This window comes from Mycobacterium sp. NGS68 (assembly GCF_059812195.1).
This window is the reverse complement of the sequence record NZ_JCALCE010000009.1, coordinates 17,003-37,414: the sequence shown is the minus strand read 5'-3', so window position 1 is coordinate 37,414 and position 20,412 is coordinate 17,003. Positions and strand designations below refer to the sequence as shown.

16 protein-coding genes and 1 pseudogene are annotated in these 20,412 nt (G+C 69.0%); 4 read left to right on the top strand and 13 right to left on the bottom strand.

Annotation, left to right across the window (positions count from 1 at the left end):
- Position 1 precedes the first annotated feature (1 nt).
- On the bottom strand, positions 2-418 hold the full coding sequence (locus AC5Y5V_RS12265; protein ID WP_499934977.1) for an HIT family protein: 417 nt from the start codon (positions 416-418) through the stop codon (positions 2-4).
- 61 nt (positions 419-479) lie between these two features.
- On the opposite strand from AC5Y5V_RS12265, the gene AC5Y5V_RS12260 reads away from it, so the two are divergent.
- Positions 480-1,868 (top strand): amidase, encoded by a 1,389-nt coding sequence (locus AC5Y5V_RS12260; protein ID WP_499934975.1) that lies wholly within the window; start codon positions 480-482, stop codon positions 1,866-1,868.
- Here the strand turns inward: AC5Y5V_RS12260 and AC5Y5V_RS12255 are convergent.
- Positions 1,863-2,351 carry a DNA-deoxyinosine glycosylase gene (locus tag AC5Y5V_RS12255; protein ID WP_499934973.1) on the bottom strand — a complete coding sequence of 163 codons (489 nt, stop codon included), beginning with the start codon at positions 2,349-2,351 and terminating at the stop codon, positions 1,863-1,865. The two genes, AC5Y5V_RS12260 and AC5Y5V_RS12255, sit on opposite strands and share 6 nt — an antisense overlap.
- A gap of 39 nt (positions 2,352-2,390) precedes the next feature.
- Between AC5Y5V_RS12255 and AC5Y5V_RS12250 the strand changes: the two genes are divergently transcribed.
- Both AC5Y5V_RS12250 and abmR read left to right on the top strand, forming a co-directional pair.
- Positions 2,391-3,512 (top strand): adenylate/guanylate cyclase domain-containing protein, encoded by a 1,122-nt coding sequence (locus tag AC5Y5V_RS12250; protein WP_499934971.1) that lies wholly within the window; start codon positions 2,391-2,393, stop codon positions 3,510-3,512.
- 63 nt (positions 3,513-3,575) lie between these two features.
- Positions 3,576-4,145 (top strand): ATP-binding transcription factor AbmR, encoded by a 570-nt coding sequence (gene abmR / locus AC5Y5V_RS12245; RefSeq protein ID WP_499934967.1) that lies wholly within the window; start codon positions 3,576-3,578, stop codon positions 4,143-4,145.
- A 9-nt stretch (positions 4,146-4,154) separates the two neighbouring features.
- Here abmR and AC5Y5V_RS12240 read toward each other — a convergent pair whose 3' ends face one another.
- A complete protein-coding gene (locus AC5Y5V_RS12240) occupies positions 4,155-6,137 on the bottom strand; it encodes a serine/threonine-protein kinase PknH/PknJ (RefSeq protein ID WP_499934965.1) in 1,983 nt (660 codons plus the stop codon).
- Positions 6,138-6,412: 275 nt separating this feature from the next.
- Here AC5Y5V_RS12240 and AC5Y5V_RS12235 point away from each other — a divergent pair, with 275 nt between their 5' ends.
- On the top strand, positions 6,413-6,562 hold the full coding sequence (locus AC5Y5V_RS12235) for a hypothetical protein (protein ID WP_499934963.1): 150 nt from the start codon (positions 6,413-6,415) through the stop codon (positions 6,560-6,562).
- 12 nt (positions 6,563-6,574) lie between these two features.
- Here AC5Y5V_RS12235 and AC5Y5V_RS12230 read toward each other — a convergent pair whose 3' ends face one another.
- From AC5Y5V_RS12230 to AC5Y5V_RS12185, 10 genes and pseudogenes are all read right to left on the bottom strand, one after another.
- The gene (locus AC5Y5V_RS12230; RefSeq protein ID WP_499935335.1) at positions 6,575-8,629 is read right to left on the bottom strand and encodes an ATP-binding cassette domain-containing protein; all 2,055 of its coding nucleotides are present in this window, start codon (positions 8,627-8,629) and stop codon (positions 6,575-6,577) included.
- Positions 8,630-8,995: 366 nt separating this feature from the next.
- A pseudogene (locus AC5Y5V_RS12225) lies at positions 8,996-9,229 on the bottom strand (FHA domain-containing protein); the annotation flags it as partial.
- A 16-nt stretch (positions 9,230-9,245) separates the two neighbouring features.
- Entirely contained in the window at positions 9,246-11,054 is a 1,809-nt protein-coding gene (locus AC5Y5V_RS12220; protein WP_499934961.1) for a serine/threonine-protein kinase, read from the bottom strand.
- A gap of 103 nt (positions 11,055-11,157) precedes the next feature.
- The gene (locus AC5Y5V_RS12215; protein ID WP_499934958.1) at positions 11,158-12,900 is read right to left on the bottom strand and encodes a serine/threonine-protein kinase; all 1,743 of its coding nucleotides are present in this window, start codon (positions 12,898-12,900) and stop codon (positions 11,158-11,160) included.
- A gap of 75 nt (positions 12,901-12,975) precedes the next feature.
- The gene (embR, locus tag AC5Y5V_RS12210) at positions 12,976-14,148 is read right to left on the bottom strand and encodes an ATPase/transcriptional regulator EmbR (protein ID WP_499934956.1); all 1,173 of its coding nucleotides are present in this window, start codon (positions 14,146-14,148) and stop codon (positions 12,976-12,978) included.
- A 290-nt stretch (positions 14,149-14,438) separates the two neighbouring features.
- The gene (locus AC5Y5V_RS12205) at positions 14,439-15,128 is read right to left on the bottom strand and encodes a C39 family peptidase (protein WP_499934954.1); all 690 of its coding nucleotides are present in this window, start codon (positions 15,126-15,128) and stop codon (positions 14,439-14,441) included.
- 222 nt (positions 15,129-15,350) lie between these two features.
- Complete coding sequence (locus AC5Y5V_RS12200) at positions 15,351-15,728, bottom strand: DUF4189 domain-containing protein (RefSeq protein ID WP_499934951.1); 378 nt, start codon at positions 15,726-15,728, stop codon at positions 15,351-15,353.
- An 87-nt stretch (positions 15,729-15,815) separates the two neighbouring features.
- Complete coding sequence (locus tag AC5Y5V_RS12195; RefSeq protein WP_499934949.1) at positions 15,816-16,550, bottom strand: LppX_LprAFG lipoprotein; 735 nt, start codon at positions 16,548-16,550, stop codon at positions 15,816-15,818.
- A 134-nt stretch (positions 16,551-16,684) separates the two neighbouring features.
- Complete coding sequence (locus AC5Y5V_RS12190) at positions 16,685-18,592, bottom strand: ABC transporter ATP-binding protein (RefSeq protein ID WP_499934947.1); 1,908 nt, start codon at positions 18,590-18,592, stop codon at positions 16,685-16,687.
- Positions 18,589-20,328 carry an ABC transporter ATP-binding protein gene (locus tag AC5Y5V_RS12185; protein WP_499934944.1) on the bottom strand — a complete coding sequence of 580 codons (1,740 nt, stop codon included), beginning with the start codon at positions 20,326-20,328 and terminating at the stop codon, positions 18,589-18,591. Before AC5Y5V_RS12185 ends, AC5Y5V_RS12190 begins: the two co-directional genes overlap by 4 nt.
- Positions 20,329-20,412 lie beyond the last annotated feature (84 nt).

Here is a 20,412-nt window from a genome sequence, read left to right as displayed (position 1 = left end):
TCTAGATGCGTGCCAGCGCGTCCCGCAGGATCCGGGCGGTGTCCTCGCGGTCCGGGTCGCGGCGCAACAGCATGCCCTTGGCCACCGACAGCTTGTCGCCATTGCGCCGCGGCAGCACGTGCAAATGGATGTGGAACACGGTCTGGAACGCGGCGCGGCCGTCGTTGATGCCGATGTTGGTCGCGTCCGCCAGTTCCGTCGCGCGGGCCGCCCGGGCGATCCGCTGCCCGGCCGCGATCATCCCGGCCAACGTCTCAGTCGGGGTGTCGGTGAGGTCGACGGTGTGGTTCTTCGGGATCACCAGGGTGTGGCCGCGAGTGAACGGCCGGATGTCGAGGATCGCCAGGTAGTCGTCGTCTTCCCAGATCCGGATGGCCGGGGCGTCGCCGGCGACGATCGCACAGAACACACAGGACATGCCGCCCACCGTACTTGGACCGGGCCGGGGCCCTCCCCGACGGGCGAGATACGCTGCCGCAGTGGACCCTAGCGATCTCGCCTTTGCCGGCGCGGCCGCCCAAGCCCGGATGCTCGCCGACGGTGACGTCACGGCGCCCGAGCTGCTCGAGGTCTACCTGGAGCGGATAAGCGCGCTGGACAGCCAGCTCCGCTGCTACCGCGTGGTGCTCGCCGACGACGCCCGCGAGGAGGCCTACCTGGCGCAGGACCGGCTGGACGCCGGGGAGCGGCTGCCGCTGCTCGGCGTGCCGATGGCGATCAAGGACGACGTCGACGTCGCGGGCGAGGTGACGACCTTCGGCGGCGGCGGGCACCGGCCCGCGGTGCACTCCGACGCGGAGGTGGTGCGGCGGCTGCGCGCGGCAGGCGCGGTCATCATCGGCAAGACGAACGTGCCCGAGCTGATGATGTTTTCCTACACCGAGTCGCTGACCTTCGGGGCGACCCGCAACCCGTGGAACCCCCGGCGCACGCCGGGCGGCAGCAGTGGCGGCAGTGCCGCCGCGGTCGCCGCCGGCTTGGCGCCGCTGGCCCTGGGCTCCGACGGCGGCGGCTCGATCCGCATCCCGGCAAGCTGGTGCGGCGTGTACGGCCTGAAGCCGCAGCGCGACCGGGTGTCGCTGGAGCCGCACGACGACGCGTGGTACGGCCTGAGCGTCAACGGCCCGATTGCGCGCACGGTGGCCGACGCGGCGCTGTTCCTGGACGTCACCTCGAGCGTGCCCGGTCCGGAGGGCGAGTTCGTCGCCGCGGCCACGCGTGAGCCCGGCCGGCTGCGAATCGCGTTGAGCACCAAGGTGCCCACGCCGATGCCGGTCCGCGTCGGGCGCGATCACCTGGCCGCCGTGGAGCAGGCCGGCGCGCTGCTGCGGGAGCTGGGGCACGACGTCGTCGTCCGCGACCCCGAATACCCGGCAAAGCTCTACGCCAACTACCTGCCTCGTTACCTGCGGGGCATCAGCGACGACGCCGACGCGCAGGCCCACCCCGAACGGTTGGAGCCGCGCACCCGGGCAATCGCGCGGATGGGCTCCTACTTCTCGGACCGGCGGATGGAGTCGGTGCGGGCGCACGAGGCCGCGCTGAGCAACCGGATCCAGTCGATCTTCGACCACGTCGACGTCGTCGTCACCCCTGGCAACGCGGCCGGCCCGCCGCGCGTCGGCGCCTACGCGCGCCGTGGCGCCGTGTCGACGCTGCTGTTGGTGGGGCAACGCGTTCCGTACCAACAGGTCTGGAACCTGACCGGGCAGCCCGCCGCCGCGGTGCCGTGGGACTTCGACGAGGACGGCCTGCCGATCGCCATCCAGCTGGTCGGCCGCCCGTACGACGAGGCGACGCTGCTGTCGCTGTCCGCGCAGATCGAGGCGGCCCGGCCGTGGGCCCACCGGCGGCCGCCGGTCTCATAACAGCGCCCGCCACGCGTCGAGCTTCACGCCCGGTTTGACGGCGTGCGCCGGGCTGGTCGACGGCAGCCGCTCGGCGCGGATCCGCTGGGGTAGCTGCACCCGACGGGCGCACAGCTGCGCCGCCTTGGCGCCGTTGAAGTACACCCGCGTGATGGCCGGATAGCGGGCGAACAACCCGTCAAAGTCGTTGGTCACCAAGCTCTTCGGGTCGAACGCGGCGTCCGCGCTGCCGCGTCGGCGGCAGGAGTGCAGCACGTCCCACAGCGCGACGCCGTGGGAGCGCAGCGCGGCCAGCCGGGTGTCGTAGGGTGCCGTCGGGTCGAAGCCGTAGAGCTGCGCGGTGATGCGCCAGAACGCGTTTTGCGGGTTGGCGTAGTACTGCCCGAGCGCCAGCGACTGGACGCTGGGGAACGAGCCCAGGACCAGCACCCGGGCGCGGTCGTCGATCACCGGCGGGAATCCATGCAGCAACTCGGCGGACATCACCACCATGATCCCGGGCCGGCGAGATACGTTGACCCCATGACCGACGACGTCGACGACGACCTGCTCGCCGGGCTCGAGGGCGCCGCTCGTAGCGAGCGCGCCGAGCTGGTGCAGTGGCTGCTGGAACAGGACATCACCGCCGACGAGATCCGCGCGACCAACCCGCCGCTGCTGCTGGCCAGCCGCCACCTGATCGGCGACGACGGCACGTACATGTCCACCCGGGAGATCAGCGAGACCCACGGAGTCGACCTGGACCTGCTCCAGCGGGTGCAGCGCGCGATCGGGCTGGCCAGGGTGGACGACCCCGACGCCGTCGTGCACATGCGCGCCGACGGTGAAGCCGCCGCATATGCGCAGCGGTTCGCCGACCTCGGGGTCCCGACCGAGCAGATCCTGCTGGTGGTGCGCGTGCTGGCCGAAGGGTTGTCCCACGCCGCCGAAGCGATGCGCTACGCCGCGCTGGCGGCCATCATGCGGCCGGGCGCCACCGAACTGCAGATCGCCAAGGCGTCCAAGTCGTTGGTGAGCGAGATCGTGCCGATCCTCGGTCCGATGACTCAAGAGATGTTGTTCATGCAGCTGCGGCACATGGTGGAGACCGAGGCGGTCAACGCCGGTGAGCGTGCGGCCGGCAAGCCGCTGCCGGGAGCGCGCGAGGTCAGCATCGCGTTCGCCGACCTGGTGGGCTTCACGAAGCTCGGCGAGGCGATGTCGGCCGAAGAGCTGGGACAGCTGGCCGACCGATTGGCCAGCCTGGCGCGGGACCTGACGGCGCCGCCAGTGCGGTTCGTCAAGTCCATCGGCGACGCGGTGATGTTCGTCTGCCCGGAACCCGAGCCGCTGCTGGACACCATGCTCAAGCTCGTCGACGTCGTCGACACCGATGACGACTTTCCCCGGCTGCGGGCCGGAGCGGCCACCGGCATGGCGGTGAGCCGGGCCGGCGACTGGTTCGGCAGCCCGGTCAACGCGGCCAGCCGGGTCACCGGCGTGGCGCGGCCGGGGACGGTGCTGGTCGCGGACTCGGTGCGGGAAGCCGTCGGCGACGACGCCGGATTCGATTGGTCTTTCGCCGGCTCGCGCCACCTCAAGGGCATCAAGGGCGAGATGCGGCTGTTCCGGGCGCGGCGGGGCGGCACACCCGCCGACGACTGACGCCTACGTTCGCCGGTGGTGAACGCAATACCGTAATCAATGCAACGGTGTAATCATGTAATCATGAAACAACACCACCACACACACGGGCGTCGCTACGGGCGCTCCGGCGGCTGGCAGCAAGCCGCCCAACCCGACGCCAGCGGCGCGGCGGAATGGTTCGCCGGGCGCCTGCCCGAAGGCTGGTTCGACGGTGACCCGACGGTGATCGTCGACCGCGAGGAGATCACGGTCGTCGGCAAGCTGCCGGAGGCCGGCGAGCAGGAAGAGAGCGGCGATCGCGCAGAAGGCCGCGCCTCGCGCTTCCGCGAGGAGACCCGTGCGGAGCGGATGAACATCGCCGACGAGGCGCAGGGTCGTTACGGCCGCAAGGTGTCCTGGGGTGTGGAAGTCGCCGGCGAGCAGATCCTGTTCACGCACATCGCCGTGCCGGTGATGACCCGCTTGAAGCAACCGGAACGCCAGGTGCTCGACACGCTGGTCGACGCCGGGGTCGCTCGGTCCCGGGCCGACGCGCTCGCGTGGTCGGTCAGGCTGGTCGGCGAGCACACCGAGGAGTGGCTGGCCAAGCTGCGCTCGGCTATGTCGGCGGTCGACGACCTGCGTGCTGAGGGACCCGACCTGCAGGGCTGAGCCCGGCCGCTATTCGTTGATCTTTGCGAGGATCTTGTCGGCGATCTGGCCGGCCTGATTGGCGGGTTTGTACGCGCACGCGTTCACGTCGACGACCACGTTGTTGGCCACGGTGAGGACCCGCTGGCACTGCCAACCCTTGGCGCCCTCCTGCGTCTTCGACAGCGATATCCGTGGCGGCTGGCCCTCGAGGCTGGTCAGCGTCCAGCGAACGGTGTCGGTCTTCTTGGCGTTGGTGACCGTGACCGTCTTGTCGGCGCAGGACTTCCACTTAGTCTGGGACGCCTGCAGGAAGTCGTTGGCCTTCTCGGCGGTCGGGAAACGCACCACCGCCTCGTGCGCCCAGTGGTCGAAGCTGTCGCCCGGTTCCGACATCACCAGTCCCTGCACGTCCGTGTAGCCGCTGCCGGTGTACGCGTCCTTCTGCAGGGCGTAGAGCACCCCGATGCACTCCGGCGAGGACAGCGTCACCGACGACTTGCCCAGGTCGGTCATGGGGGTGCCGGCCGTCATGCCCGTGGCGCCCATGATCGAGTTGACTTCGGAGACGCTCAGCGGCAGCGATGCCAGGCGATCGGTCGCCACCGGCGGGGGCGGCGGCTTGGGCTTGGGTTTGGTCACCAGCCAGATGCCCACCCCGCCGACGATGACGATCAGCAGCCCGGCAATGGCGGCGATAATCGGCCAGGGGTTGCGCTTTTTCGCCGGCGGCTGGGCCTGGGTCCACGGAGGCGGGCCGCCGGGCTGTTGCGGCGGGGGCGCACCCGGGCCCGGTGGTTGGCCGCCCCAGCCGGTTTGTGGGTATTGGCCGCTGGGCGTGGGCGGGTGTGCGGTGGGCACGGGCCCGCTGCTGGGGCCCCAGCTCGGCTGGCCCGTGGGCCGCGGCCCGGACCCCGAGATGCCGGGTCCGCGGTACTGCGGCGGCTGGACCGGCGTCGGCGGCGGGGTGAAGCTCTGGCGCGGCGCCTGGGGCATGTGCGCCGTCGGGGGAGTCGTCATGCCCGTCGCCGCCATCGTGGGCGGCGGCGGACGCATGCCGGGCGGTGGCGTCCCGCCCGGTGGGGGGGTCATGCCGGTCGGCACCACCGTCGCGGGCGGGCCGGTCAGCGTGGCTTCCTCGCTGCGCCGCAGGATGTTGTCGGCGTGGTCCTGGTCGGGGTGGCTGAGCGCCTCGTGGGCGGCCAAGGCCAGGTCGCCGGCGCTGGCGTAGCGGTCCTCGGGCTTCTTGGCCATGCCGCGCGCGATGACCGCGTCCAACGCCTTGGGAATGCCGGTCCGCTTGGCGCTGGCCTGCGGCACGGGGTCCATCAGGTGGGCGGTGACCAGCATGCTCGCGCTGTCCGACCGGTACGGCGGGGCTCCGGTCAGGCATTCGTAGAGCACGCAGGCCAAGGCGTAGATGTCGGCGCGGTAGGTCACCTCGTCGGTGGAAAAGCGTTCGGGCGCCATGTATTTCCAGGTGCCGACCGCCGTGCCCAGCTGGGTCAGCTTCTCGTCGGTGGTGGCGCTGGCGATGCCGAAGTCCACCAGATAGGCGAAGTCTTCGCGGGTGACCAGGATGTTGGGGGGCTTGACGTCGCGGTGCATCACCCCGGCGGCGTGGGCGGCGTCCAGCGCGGAGGCGATCTGGCTGATGATGGCCACCGCGCGCGGCGGGGTCAGCGGGCCGAAGCGTTTGAGCACGCTGTCCAGGTCGGTGCCCTCGACCAGGCGCATCTCGAGGTACATCTGCCCGTCGATCTCGCCGTAGTCGTGGATGGGCACGACGTGCGGCTCCTGCAGTCGGCCGGCGATGCGCGCCTCGCGCTTCATCCGCTCGCGAAAGACCGCATCCTTGCTGAACTCGGCGGTCATCACCTTGACGGCGACGGTCCACTCCTTGACGGTGTGCTCGGCCTCGTAGACCTCACCCATCCCGCCGCGGCCGAGAAGTCGTTTGAGGTGGTAGGGCCCGAACATCGACCCCACCCGCGAGCCCTGCGTGTCGCTCATCGGTGACCCTCCAAATCAACCCCGCAACCCCGCCGACAATATCAACAACCCCCTCACACGCGGCCAGGTCGCTGATGGGTGCATGTCGAAGGAGTAATGCCCAGTTTGCCCTCGCGGTGCGACAAGTGTCACCACCACGGAGCCAGCAGGGCCATTTCCGTGCGAATCGAGCGTTCAAGGATCCATCAAGAATGCGGCAAGCGCCGCGACGGACCCTCTATGTGGATGGAAACCCAGTCGGGAAAGCGACCCACGGACCGAGAGGCAGCGCGCAGATGGCGAAGACCACGTTCCAGGCACCGATCAGCGCCAAGCGCGCATGGTCGTACGCGGTCTACCTCGTCGGCTACCGGATGCTGCGGGTCCAGCTGTCGTGCGGCGAGCTGGCCGTCAGCGGGGTGCCCTTCGTCCTGAAGTACATCTGACGGCGGCGCGGGTCACTTGCCCGCGGTGCGGTGCGGGTCGAGCCGCCTGATCTGGATGGCGAGCAGGACGATCAGCACGACCGCCTGCACGGCGCACGCCCCGGCGGAGAACAACCAGTTATTGGTCGTCGAGTCCCACAGCGGATCGGTCTCGGCCGCCATACTCTCGCGCAGGTCGTTGACGTTGACGGTGGCGGCACCCATCGCGTAGGCCCATCGCGACGGCGACAGCCAGGACAATTGCTCCAACGGGATTCGGCCGTACACGCCGAACACCCCGCCGGACAGCACCAGCTCGGCCATGACCACGAGCACCAGCAGCAGCATGCCCCGGTCGGCGTTGCCGATCACCGCGGAAATGAGCAGGCCGATCATCATCGAGACGACGGTGACGGCAACGACGGCCGCCGCGATCTCCAACCGGGGCACGTACAGCGCCAGCGCCTGGTCCGGAGCGGGCCGGATCAGCACGCCGAGGATGCCGAGAATCAACCCCTGCACGGTGGTGATCGCGGTGAGCACCACCAGCTTCGAGGCGAGGTAGGCCCCGCCCGACAGGCCGATCCCGTGTTCGCGCTGATAGATCGGCTTTTCCTTGACGATTTCGCGGATCGAGGCGGAACACCCCATCAGGGCGCCGCCGATGATCAGCAGCAACAGCAACTGGGTGGGCTGATTCGACTTCGCCATGACGGCCGCGGACTCGGACAGCCCGGACTTTCCGGGAACGAAAACGAGCAGCACGCTCAGGATCACCGGCACCAGCGGCAGGGTCCACACATACTGGCGATCGGCGGCGATGACGGCCAGATATCGGCGACATAGCGTGGTGAGCTGCGCGAACGCGCTCTGCTGCGCGACGGCCTTGGCCGGCTGCCCCCCGGGAGGCGACGCCTTGGCGGTGCGGCCGCCGCTCAGCGCCTGCTTGAGGGACGACGTGTTGAACCGGTCGGTCCAGTCGGTTTCAGTGTCGTGCTCGAGCAGGTTGAACAGGTCGGCGAAGTCGCTGCAGTTGAAGTAGCTCAGCGCCTGTTTCGGCGGCCCGAAGTAGGCCAGCCGGCCGCCGGGCGCCAGGACGAGCAGCCGGTCGCACATGTTGAGCTGCGCGATGTTGTGGGTGACGACCACCACCGACCGGCCGTCGTCGGCGAGCCCGCGCAGGGTCTGCATGACCGATTTCTCGTACCCGGGGTCCAGGCCCGACGTGGGTTCGTCGAGGAACAGCAGCGACGGCTTGGTCAGCAGTTCCAGCGCGACGCTGGTGCGCTTGCGCTGACCGCCGGACAGGCTGTCGATGCGCTGGTTGGCGTGTGCCGTCAGCCCGAGCTCGGAGAGCACCTCGTCGATGCGCTTCTTGCGCTCCTCGGCGGAGACGTCCTGCGGAAAGCGCAGCTGCGCAGCGTAATTCAGGGCCCGACGCACCGTCAGCGGGGTGTGCAGGATGTCGTCCTGGGGCACGAACCCGATGCGGTGCCGCAGCTCCGCGTAGTTCTCGTAGAGGCTGCGGTCGTCGTAGTGCACATCGCCGCTGCTGGCCGGGCGGAAGCCGGTCAGCGCGCTCAGCAATGTCGACTTGCCGGCGCCGCTGGGCCCGACCACCGCCATGAAGCAGCGTTCCGGCAGCGCGAAGCTGACGTCGGACAACAACACCTTGCCCTTGTCGGTGACCACCCGCAGGTTCGAGGCCTCGTAGGACACGTCGCCGGTGTCGACGTATTCCACCAGGCGCCCGCCGGCCAGGTGCAGCAGCTGGTGGCCGATGCCGACGATGTCGTCGGGCCCGATGAACGCGCGGCTGATCCGGTTGCCGTTGACGTAGGTGCCGTTGGCGCTGTTGTTGTCGACGAGCTCCCACTGGTCGCCGGCCCGGCGCAGGATGGCGTGGCTGCGGGACACCAACAGGTCGTCGAGCACCACGTTGTTTTCCGCCGCGCGGCCGATCGTGACGACCAGCTGGTCGATCTTGTGCACCGCGGTCGGCGGCCGGGTGAGCGTGCCCGTATCGGTCCGGGGCCGTGACGGCGGAGGCGCGGGCGGGGGCTGGGGCGGTAACGCGTTGAGCGGCATGGAAACGATCGACGTCTCGCGCTCGGATCGCGGCGGCTCCGGCGGCGACAGCGCGGGGGTGGGCGGGAGGGTGGGGGGGAGATTCATGATCGTCGTCGTGCGCTCGGCGCGCGGCGGCTCCGGCGCGGGCGGGCGCGGCGCCTGCGGTGGGTGCGGCGGCCCCGGGACCTGCGGCGCCTGTGGCTTGGGCGGTGGGGGCGGCGGGGTCTGCGCGATCGGGGCCGTCGTGGGCGGTGCGGTGACGACGGTGACCTCGCCGCGGGGCGCCTGCGGCGGGGCGACCGGGTGCAGTTCCACCACCTCACCGGAGGACACCGAACCCAGCATCACGGTAATGGGCCCGCGGATGCTCAGCCGCTGCAGCCGCTGCCCGTTGACGAACATGCCGTTGTTGCTGTGGTTGACCAGGACCCAGCCGTCCGGCGTGGGCTGCAACACGGCGTGATCCCGCGACACCCGGGGGTTTTCCAGGCGGACGTCGGCTTCATTCGCGCGGCCTATCGTCCAGACCCGGCCGGGGGTTGCCCGCCACGTGCGCCCGCAGGCCCGCAGCTCCAGCTCAGAGGGGTCTGCGGTGACCGTGTCGGTCTTGTCGTCCATGCCTAGCCTCCGGTACTCAGGAGTGCCTCAGGAGTGCCTCAGGAGTGCGAAGCCCACCACTTGTATATCTGATCGAGGTTGGGACCCTGAAGCTTCCCCCGACCAGGCCGAACACCATCGTTTTCTGATTGCTCCACATGATCTGGGGTTCAGTGTCCTTATAGATTCCGCAGGCGACCATGCCGAGGATGGTGTTCGGGTCGTTGCCGTGCCACCACCGCCCCGGCGATACCCCGCCACCCGGGCAGGTCTGCATGCTGAACGTCTTGGTGAAGTTGTTGAAAGCGTCCTGCACCGCCGCGGAGTTCGCAAACAGCCCGTACGCGGCGACCGTGGGGCCGCCGGCGTCGGTGTTGGCTCCGCACTTCACCGACACCACGGCTCCCGGCATCGTCTTGCTGTCCTGCGTGCAGGTGCCGCTGGGGTAGCCCGCCGGGAGCGCCCCGAGCAGCCGCTGCAATTCCGCCGACTTGGTGACGGTGGTCGGCGCGCTGGTGGCGGCCGTGGTGGTCTCGCTGGTGGTCGACCCGGCCGTCGGGCCGACGGTTTCCGTGGGGTGGTTCTCCTCAGGTTCGCGTGTCACCGCCCTGACGAGGACGGCGCCGACGACGAGCAGCACCACCAGGACGGCAACTCCGACGACGATGGGCCACGGGTTGCGACCCCTGCTCGACGGCGGCCGCGGCGGCGGCGCCGGCGGCGGCTGACTCCACGGCGTGGGCCCGGCGAAGTGCTGCGGAACGCCGGGCGGGGGACCCGGCGGGCGCGGCATGGGCTGCGGACCGCTGGCGGGAGTCCAGGCGGGCGGACGGACCGGCACCGGCGGCGGCGTCCGCCGCGTGTTCGTCGGGGCGACATAACCGGCCGGCGGGCGGACCGGCGGGGGCGGCGCGACCGGTTGCGGCCCGGCGGCCCGCAGCGACACGGTTTTGTGCGGGGTGGTGGCTTCGTTGCTGCGCCGCAGGATGTCCTGGGCGCGGTCCTGGTCCGGGTCGGTGAGCGCCTGGTGGGCGGCGCGGGCCAGCTCGCCGGCCGTGCTGTAGCGCTCGTCGGGCCGCTTGGCCATCCCGCGCGCGATCACCGAGTCGAGGGACCGCGGAACACCCGTGCGCTGGACACTGGGCTGCGGGATGGGGTCCATCATGTGCGAGGTGATCAGCACCCCGGCGCTGTTCGAGGGGTAGGGCGGGGCCCCGGTGAGGCACTCGTACAGCACGCAGGCCAGCGCGTAGATGTCGGCTCGATGGTCCACCTCGCCGGTGGAGAACCGCTCGGGCGCCATGTATTTCCACGTGCCTACCGCCGTGCCGACCTGGGTGATCTTCTCGTCGGTGGTGGCACTGGCGATCCCGAAGTCGACCAGGTACGCGAAGTCCTGGCGGGTGACCAGGATGTTCTGCGGCTTGACGTCGCGGTGCATGACGCCGGCGGCGTGCGCGGCGTCGAGGGCCGACGCGATCTGCGTGATGATCGCGACCGCCCGCGGCGGGGCCAGCGGGCCCGACTCCTTCAGCAGCCTGTCCAGGTCGATGCCCTCGATCAGGCGCATCTCCAGGAATAGCTGCCCCTCGATCTCGCCGTAGTCGTGGATCGGCACGACGTGGGGTTCCTGCAAACGGCCGGTGTGCCGGGCTTCGCGCTTCATCCGCTCGCGGAAGACCGGGTCGTTGCTGAGGGCTTCCGACATCAGCTTGACCGCCACGGTCCACCCTTTGCCGACGTGCTCGGCCTCGTAGACCTCGCCCATGGCGCCCCGGCCCAGCACGCGCTTGAGGTGGTAGGGGCCAAACATCGAACCCGCGCGCGAATCGTTCGCGTCGCTCATCGTCGACCCCTCCAACCCCGCCCCGAGACCCCGCCGAGGATACCGTCACCACGCTAATGGGGCGGGCGACGTAGTGCGCGGGCCTTCCGCGGGCGCGCGCAGGTCAGGCGTTTTTGCCCCACCAGGAGTGCAGCTCCTCGAGCGTAACCGGGCTGCCGAAGACGTCGGCCAGCATCAGCTTGCCCTCGTTGGACCAGACCACGTTGGGCTGGTCCTTGAACGTGGCGCAGGCGATCTGTCCGGACGTCGCGTTCGGGGTGTTCTTGTAGTGCCAGGTATCCGGCGAGGGCCCCTGCCCGGGGCAGTTGACCAGCTGGACGTTGGCGGCGCCGATGTCGGCGGTGAACGCCTTTTTCAAGGTGGCGATGTCGGGGAAGAGCCCGTAGATGGCCTTGACCGGGCCGCCCTGGCCCGAGTTCTGGCCGCATTTGACCATGGCGATGGTGTCCACCCAGATGCTGTTGGTCGACGGGGTGGTCGAGGTGCAGGTGCCCGCGGGGTAGCCCTTGGGCAGCAGGCTCTGCAGCTTGCTCTGCGGATCGTTCCCGGCGACGGACGTCGTCGTCGTGCTCGAGGTGCTCGAGGTGGTCGACGTGGTCGTGGTGGTTTGGTCCGCCTGCGGGTGGTCGTCAGACTTCGTGGCCACGTAGATGCCGATGGCCGCCGCCGCAAGGACCAGCACCGCGGCCGCGGCGCCCGCGATGAGGAGCGCCGGGCTGCGTTTCGCGGGCGTCGGCTGGGCCTGGGTCCACGACGTCCCGGTCTGCGGTGGGGGCGCCTGCCCGCCCCAGCCGCCGGTGGCGTTTCCGAAGTACTGCGGCGCTGCCGTGGGTTGGGGCGCCACGGGAACGGGCCCCGACGACACCGGCCCGGTGTACTGAGGCGGGTGGCCCGGCTGCGGTGGGCGGCTGTGCGGCTGGTTGGGCGGTTGGTGGGGCGGCGGAATTGGGGCCCCCAGCCGGGTGGCCTCCTGGCTGCGGCGCACGATGTTCGCGGCGCGGTCCTGATCCGGGTTGCTGAGCGCCTCGTGCGCCGCCAGCGCCAGGTCGCCGGCGCTGGAAAACCGGTCGTCGGGATTCTTGGCCATGCCGCGCGCGATCACCCCGTCCAGGCCCCGGGGGATCCCGGCCCGCTTGGCGCTGGCCTGCGGGATCGGCTCCATCAGGTGGGCAGTGACCAGCATGCTCGCGCTGTCGGAGCGGTACGGCGTTTCCCCGGTCAGGCATTCATACAGCACGCAGGCCAACGCGTAGATGTCGGCGCGGTAGGTCACCTCGTCGTTCGAAAAGCGTTCGGGCGCCATGTATTTCCAGGTGCCGACCGCCGTGCCCAGCTGGGTCAGCTTCTCGTCGGTGGTGGCGCTGGCGATGCCGAAGTCCACCAGGTACGCGAAATCGTCCTTGGTGACCAGGATGTTCGGTGGCTTGACGTCGCGGTGCATAACCCCGGCCGCGTGGGCGGCGTCCAGCGCCGAGGCGATCTGGCTGATGATGGCCACCGCGCGCGGCGCGGTCAGCGGGCCGAACCGCTTGAGCACGCTGTCCAGGTCGGTGCCCTCGACTAGGCGCATCTCGAGGTACATCTGCCCGTCGATCTCGCCGTAGTCGTGGATGGGCACGACGTGCGGCTCCTGCAGGCGGCCGGCGATGCGCGCCTCGCGCTTCATCCGCTCCCGGAACACCGGGTCCTTGCTGAACTCGGCGGTCATCACCTTGACCGCGACGGTCCACTCCTTGACGGTGTGCTCGGCCTCGTAGACCTCACCCATCCCGCCGCGGCCTAGCAGCCGTTTGAGGTGGTAGGGCCCGAACATCGACCCCACCCGAGAGCCCTGCGTGTCGCCCATCGCTGACCTCCAACCCAACGCCGAAACGCCGCCGACAATATCAACCGTCTTTCGGAACCGTAGCCCCTTGACGGCTCAGTCGACCGCCGAGAAGCCGATGGTTGCCTCCGCCGTGGTCTCGGCGGCGACGCGGAAGGTGAATTCGTGGTCGCAGATGCGGATATGGTCCCCGTCGCTCAGCGTGGCGGCGGCGCGGATCCGCTGGTACTGCACGTGCACGCCGTTGGAGGAGCGCAGGTCGTTGATGATGTAGTTCGTGCCGGTGTCCACGATGACGGCGTGGTGGCGGCTGACGTTGGCGCTTTCGAGGACGATGTCGTTGTCGTGCAGCCGGCCGATTCGCGTCGCCGCCGACTGCAGCGCATACCGTTCACCCGAGGCCGCGCACAGGTAGGCGGTCACCTTCTGGCCCGACACGCTGGTGCGCTGGTCGAGCACCGTGATGCTGCCCACCGCGGTGGTCTTCGCGGTCTTCTTGGCGTCCAGCGGTTCCTGGCGCAGCACCTTGTCGTTTAGATCACGCAGAGTCTGGCCCGGGTCGATGCCGAGGTCGTCGGCCAGCATGGTCTTCACCCGGCGATAGGCGGACAGCGCGTCGGACTGGCGGTCGGTCAGGTAGTAGGCGGTGATCAGCTGGGCCCACAGCGGCTCGCGGTAGGGGTGTTCGGTGGTGAGGGCCTCGAGCTCGGTGATCACGTGGGAGGCGCGTCCGCAAGCGATTTCGGCTTCCGCCTTCGCGGTGTGGGCGACGATCTTGTCCTCCACGAGGGCGGTCGCGAACGTGTCGACGAACTGAAAGTCGCGCAGGTCCTCGAGCACCGGTCCGCGCCATTCCGCCAACGCGTCCGACAGGTGCCGGCTGGCCTGTTCGAACCGGCCCGACGCCGCGGCGTGCACGCCCGCGTTCTTCTCGTTGATGAACCTCCCCAGGTCACAGGTGTTCTCGGGGATGCTGAGCCGGTAACCGGGCGGCGCCGCGGCCAGCACGCCCTTCGGGTCGATCCCGACGCCGCTGAGCAGCTTGCGCAAGTTGGACACGTAGGAGTGAATGCTGGCCCTCGCCCCGGACGGCGGCCAGCCCTCCCAGACCGCCGTGATGAGCCTCTCCACGCCGACCGGGCTGTTGCGGTTCATCAGCAGCATCGCCAGCACGGCCCGCTGCTTGGGCGTACCGAGCGGCACCAGCTCGCCGTCAACACTCATCTCCAACGGTCCGAGCAGACCGAATTCGAGACGTATGTCCACCATCGCTTACCAGCCCTTCCGGGTGTTCTGCGGCATCAGCTGCCGGGTTGGCATCAGTGTCGCATTAGGTGTCATTGTGATACCAATCCCGCCGATTCGGAAACAATGGCGCACTCCGCATTTCCGGGTTCATCCGAATCCGGGCCGGCCGGCGGTGGGCTGAAATACTCGCGCTACCAACGCGATCATTGGGCTTCGATGCGAATTAATATGGTGCACATCGCAACACGCAACGGCGGGCAGCCGGTCCGGTGCGTGTGCACCGCGGGCTGCCCGCCGTCAGGAGGCCCAAATCACGCGGTGGTGACGACCATTTCGCCGCCGGTCTCCCAAGCCTGCATGAACAGCTTGAGCGGAATCTGCTCGTCCTTGCCGGTCTTGATGCCGCTGTCGTTGAGGTGCACGACGTTGTTGGCGGTGTCGATTCCGGTCACCACGACGGCGTGGTCGGGGCGCGGGTTGCCGTTGCGGTCCTTGTTCTCGATCGGCTGGTGCCAGATCATTTCGGCGTTGAGCGCCACGATCAGCTTGTGGTTGGTGCTCAGCAGCTGCTCGAGGCCCTCGATGCCGGTGGGGACGTGGGTCTTGGCGGCATTGTTCTTGTCGCTGTAGACAGCCTTGACGCCGTATTGCTTGAGCAGCTCGGGCAGGTCGGGGAGCATGGTGCCCATGCCGGTGGTGCCGTCGCCCTTGACCGGCTTGATGTAGATCGAACCGGAGTGCAGGATGCTCGGGGTCTCCTGGGCCTTCTTGATGGCGGCGTGCTCCGAGGGCTTCTTGCCGGTCATCTGCCCCACCACGTCGGCGCTGGACATGATGGCGCAGTCGTCGTAGTGCTGGTGGCTCCACCACTTGGCGGCGGCGGCGGGGTCGCCGTACATGGTGCCGTTGGCGGCCTCGGCGGTGCCGGTGGCCAGCCCCAGCGAGACGGCCGCGGCCGCGACGGCGAATGTCGCGGTCTTGAGGATCTTGGTGAACTTCATCGGAGGGTCCTTTTCTCGTTCCGCACTCCGGCGGAGTGGCTTGTTGAGAAAAGGTTCCGATGGTGACCTCTCCGTTATCTTGACGAATCCTTGAAGAGACCTCGCACCGCTAGAAGGGCCTAGAAGAGCACAGCCGCGCGCCCAGCGTCATCTCACATGATGCGCTGGGTCACAGCGGCTTTGCCCGCGAGCCAGGAGCCGGCTCGCGGGCGTATTTGGGACCTAGTTGCAGCCCCAGGCGTCGATGGTGCCCGACCCGCCACCGAGGTTCTTGACGGCGTCGAGCTGCGCGGCGGTCAGCGTCGGACCGGTGCCGCCGGCGTACTTGACGGCGTTCTCGGCGACGGCACCGCAGGCGCTGAAGGTCACCAGGACCACGCAGTCCGAGTAGCCGCATGCGCTCATCGCGCCGCTCTTGGCCGCCGCGACCGTGGACGCGTGCAATGTCCTGCCGTACACCTTGTGTTTGTCGGAGATGGCGATCGCCCCGACCTGTCCGTCGGCGCCCGCCGTCGGGGCCAGCGCCGCGGACATCGCGGTCACCGTTGCCATGCTGCCGAGCACGACCGCAGCTCGTCGCTGAACAGCGCTCAATTGCATGATGGTTCCTTTCCCAGGCCGACGGTCCGGTGAGTTGTAAGCGGTTTGGCGTCCATGGTCGTTGTCACGTCGTCGTCTCGGTGACGGTTAGACCGGCGGCTTGGTGGCGGTGACCTGCTTGCCCCAATCGGACATCGTCAACGTGACCGTGGAGTTCTCGACGGGGACGATCTGCAGCTTGACGAGGTGGTTGGACCCGTCCGACGCGATCCAGACGGTGGTGGGTGTCGTCGTGACGTTCTCCGGGCCGAGGCGGCGGCCCGCCAGCCTGGCGACGTCGCTCGACGTCGACGTGCCGGTGATCTTGGTGGTCGCGATGCCGTTGACCTGTTCGGATCCGGAGACCTTCGGGTTCTTCAGGTTGGCCAGGATGTTGGCCAGGCCCTTGTCGGGGTCCAGCAGCGTCCCCACGTCATAGATCGACACGCCATCGCCGTAGTCGGTGTACTTGCCGCCGGGATCGGCGACGTCGGAGTAGAGGGCGCCGTCGACGAAGACGAACTTCGAGTCGACCGGCTTGGAACCGACCGTCAGCGTCGCGCTGCCGCTGGCGACCTTCTGCGGCGAGCGGGCGACGTCGCCGTCGAGCTTGGTGAGCGACAGGTTGGGCACCTCGCCTTCGACCGCGACGTTGAGGTGCAGGCTGGTGACCTGGCGCATCGCCTCGGCGGCCTGCTTGACGACGTTCGCCGCGTCGACGTTGCCCCCGGACGGTGACGAGCCGCCGCCGCCGTTTTTCGAGCTGGAACACCCGCTGAGCGCGAGGATCACGGCGAGAGCTGCGGCCATGACGGCAACAACGGCCCGATGCGGAAACTTCATCAAAATCCCCTTCGGTCGACTCACGACTGCGTGCCGCTGGAAACCCGTGTAGCAGAGTTGGCAGCCGAGTACAGAGCCTATGAGGTCGATGTCACGTTTAACAAGGAGGTTCCCGAAGGACCGTCGGGCCAGGTTCAAGCCTGCGTCATGTCCCAGTACGCGCCGCGACGTGCGATCAGCTCGGTGTGACTGCCCTGTTCGACGATCCGGCCGGCCTCCAGCACCACAATGCGGTCGGCATCGCGGATCGTCGAAAGACGATGAGCGATAATGAAACTCGTGCGGTCTCGCCGGAGTTCGCACATGGCGCGCTGGATCAGGGCCTCGGTGCGGGTGTCGACCGAGCTGGTCGCCTCGTCCAGGATCAGCAGCTGCGGGCGGGACAGAAACGCGCGCGCGATCGTGATGAGCTGCTTCTCGCCGGCGCTGACATTGCCGCCGTCATTGCTCACCCGGGTCTGGTATCCGGCGGGCAGCCTGCTGACGAACTGGCCGACATAGGCGGCCTCGGCGGCCGCGATGATCTCCTGCTCGCCGGCGTCGGGCCGGCCGTAGGCGATGTTCTCGGCGATCGTGCCGTCGAACAGCCAGGTGTCCTGCAGCACCATGCCGATCCGCGAGCGCAACGTTTGCCTGTTCAGCGTGGTGATGTCGACCCCGTCGACCAGGATGCGGCCGGAATCCACGTCGTAGAACCGCATCAGCAGGTTCACCAGCGTGGTCTTGCCCGCTCCCGTCCGCCCGACGATCGCGACGGTGCTGCCCGGCTCGGCCACCAGCGACAGGTCCTCGATCACCGGAGTGCCGGCGACGTAGGAAAAGCTGACGTGGTCGAACTCGACGCGACCGGCCGGCGCCTGGCCATTGCGCGACCCGGCCGTTGGGCTCGCCTGCCATTCCTCCGGCTCGTCGAGCAGGTCGAAGACCCGCTCGGCGCTGGCCACCCCGGACTGCAGGGTGTTGTACATCCCGGCCACCTGGTTGACCGGTGCGTTGAACTGCCGGACATATTGAATGAACGCCTGGATGCTGCCGAGCGTGATCTGACCGGCGGCGATCTGCAGCCCACCCACGACGGCCACCGCGACGTAGCCGAGGTTGCCGACGAACGTCGTCGCCGGCGACACCAGGCCGGAGACGAACTGCGCGCCGAAGCTGGCCTGATAGAGGTCGTCGTTCAGCTCGCGGAACCGTTCCTGCGCCGCCGCCTGGTGGCCGAACGTCTTGACCAACGTGAATCCGCTGTAGGTCTCCTCGATGTGGGCGTTGAGGCGGCCGGTCCGGGTCCATTGCGCCACGAACTGCCGCTTGGAGCGCCGGGCGATGGCGCGCGTGGCCAGCAGCGACACCGGCACGGCCAGCAGCGTGATCACGGTCAGCAGCGGCGAGATCGACAGCATCATCGCCAGTACCGCCACCACCGTCAGCAGCAGGGTCAGCAGTTGGCTGACAGTGATCGACAACGACGTCTGCAGGTTGTCGACGTCGTTGGTGACCCGGCTCAGCAGCTCGCCGCGCTGTCGGGCGTCGAAGAAGGCCAGCGGCAGCCGGTGCACCTTGTCCTCGATGTCGGAGCGCAGCGCCACCATGGTGCGCTGCAACGTCACGTTGAGCAGCCGGGCCTGGGCCCAAAGCAGCAGCGCGGCCACCAGATACAGGGCCAGCGCGAGTCCCAGCGTGCGGCCCACCGCACCGAAGTCCACGCCCCGGCCCGGCACCACGTTCATCCCGGACAGCAGGCTGGCGAAGGCGTTGTCGCCGCGCTGCCGGGCGGCGGCGACGGCCTGCGCCTTGGTGATTCCGGCGGGCAGTCCGCGGCCGATGACGCCGTTGAACAGCAGGTCGGTCGCGTGGCCCAGGATCCGCGGCACCACCACGCCGATCGCGGTCCCGGTGATTCCCAGCAGGATCACCGCCGCGACCAGTCTCCGCTGCGGCCCCAGCCGTCTGAGCAGGCGCAGCACCGATCCGGTGAAGTTGCGCGAATTGCCGGTCGGCGCCGGGGCCCCGCCGCGCAGCGGCGTCTCGGTGGGCGCGCTCATCGGGCCGCCTCTGAGGTCACCGACTGCGAGTCCGCGAATTCCGCGTAGGTGGGGCAGTCCGCCAGCAGCGACTCGTGCGTGCCCGCGCCGACCAGCCTGCCATTGTCGATAACGATCACCTGGTCGGCCGCCGACGCGGTCGAAATGCGCTGTGTCACAACGATGATCGTGGCATCGGCGGCCACCTCTTGCAGCGCCGCGCGGACCCGCGCCTCGGTGTGCACGTCCAGCGCGGAGAACGCGTCGTCGAACAGGTAGAGGGCGGGGCGGTGGATCACGGCCCGGGCGATGGCCAGGCGCTGCCGCTGCCCGCCGGAGAAGTTGATGCCGCCCTGCGCGACGCGCATCTGCAGCCCGTCGGGATTGGACCGCACGAACCCGTCGGCCGCGGCGACCCGCAGCGCCTCCCACATCTCGTCGTCGGTGGCGTCGGATTTTCCGTAGCGAAGGTTGTCGGCCAGGGTGCCGGAGAACAGGTAGCCGCGCTGGGGCACCAGGCCGATGCCCGACCAGAGCCGCCGCAGGTCGTACTCCCGCACGTCCACCCCGTCGACCAGCACGGCGCCGTCGGTGACGTCGTAAAACCGGCAGATCAGCGAGACCAGCGTCGACTTGCCCGAGCCCGTGCTGCCCACGATCGCGGTGCTGGTGCCGGGCCGCGCGGTCAGCGAGATGTCTTGCAGCACGGGGCGATCGGCGCCGGGGTAGCTGAAGGTGGCGCCGTCCAGCCGCACCGTGCCCCGGTCTACCGGGTTCGGGGTGGTGGGGTGCTGCGGGTTGTCGACGGCGGTGCGGGTGGACAGCACCTCGCTGATCCGCTGGGCGCAGACGGATGCCCGCGGCAGCACCGCCAGCGTCATCGTCGCCATCATGACCGCCATCAGGATCTGGGTGAAGTACGCCAGGAAGGCGAGCAGCGAACCGACCTGCATCTGGCCGCTGTTGATGCGGAGGCCGCCGAACCAGACCAGGGCGACGCTGGAGACGTTGATGGTCAGCGTAGTGACGGGCAGCGTCAGCGCCTGCCAGTTGCCTGCGCGGATCGAGGTGTCTGACAGCGCGACGTTGGCGCGTGCGAACTTGTCGCGCTCGAAGTCTTCGCGGGCAAAGGCGCGGACCACCCTGACGCCGGAAAGCTGGTCGCGGATAACCCGATTGATGCTGTCGATCAGGCTCTGCATGGCCCGGAACATCGGCAGCATGCGCGAGATGATCCAGAAGTTGGCGACGGCCAGGATGGGCACGCTGACCAGCAGCAGCCAGGACAGTCCGGCGTCTTGGTGGATGGCCATGAGGATTCCGCCGATCGACATGATCGGCGCGGTGACCAGCACGATGCAGGTGATCTGGACCAGGAACTGGATCTGCCGGACGTCGTTGGTGGTGCGGGTGAGCAGCGTCGGCGCGCCGAACCGGGCCGTCTCGCGTTCGGAGAAGGTGGTGACATGGTGAAACATCGCCGAGCGCAGGTCGCGGCCGAACCCCATCCCGGTCCGTGATCCGAAGTAGATCGCCCCGACCGAGCAGATCACCTGCAGGCCGGTGACCGCCAGCATCAGCCCGCCGAGCCGGACGATGGTGGCGGTGTCGCCCTTGGCGACGCCGTCGTCGATGATCGCGGCGTTGACCGTCGGGAGGTACAGGGTCGCCAGCGTGCTGATCAGCTGCAGCGCCATCAGCGCCGCGACGAGCCGGCGGTAGGGCCGGATGTACTGGCGCAGCAGTGCCAGGAGCATTGGGTAACTGTCGCACACTCGACGAAATGCCTGCTCAGGTGGCGTGTCGGTGGTTGACCTCCTGGGGTGCCGCTACAGTGCATC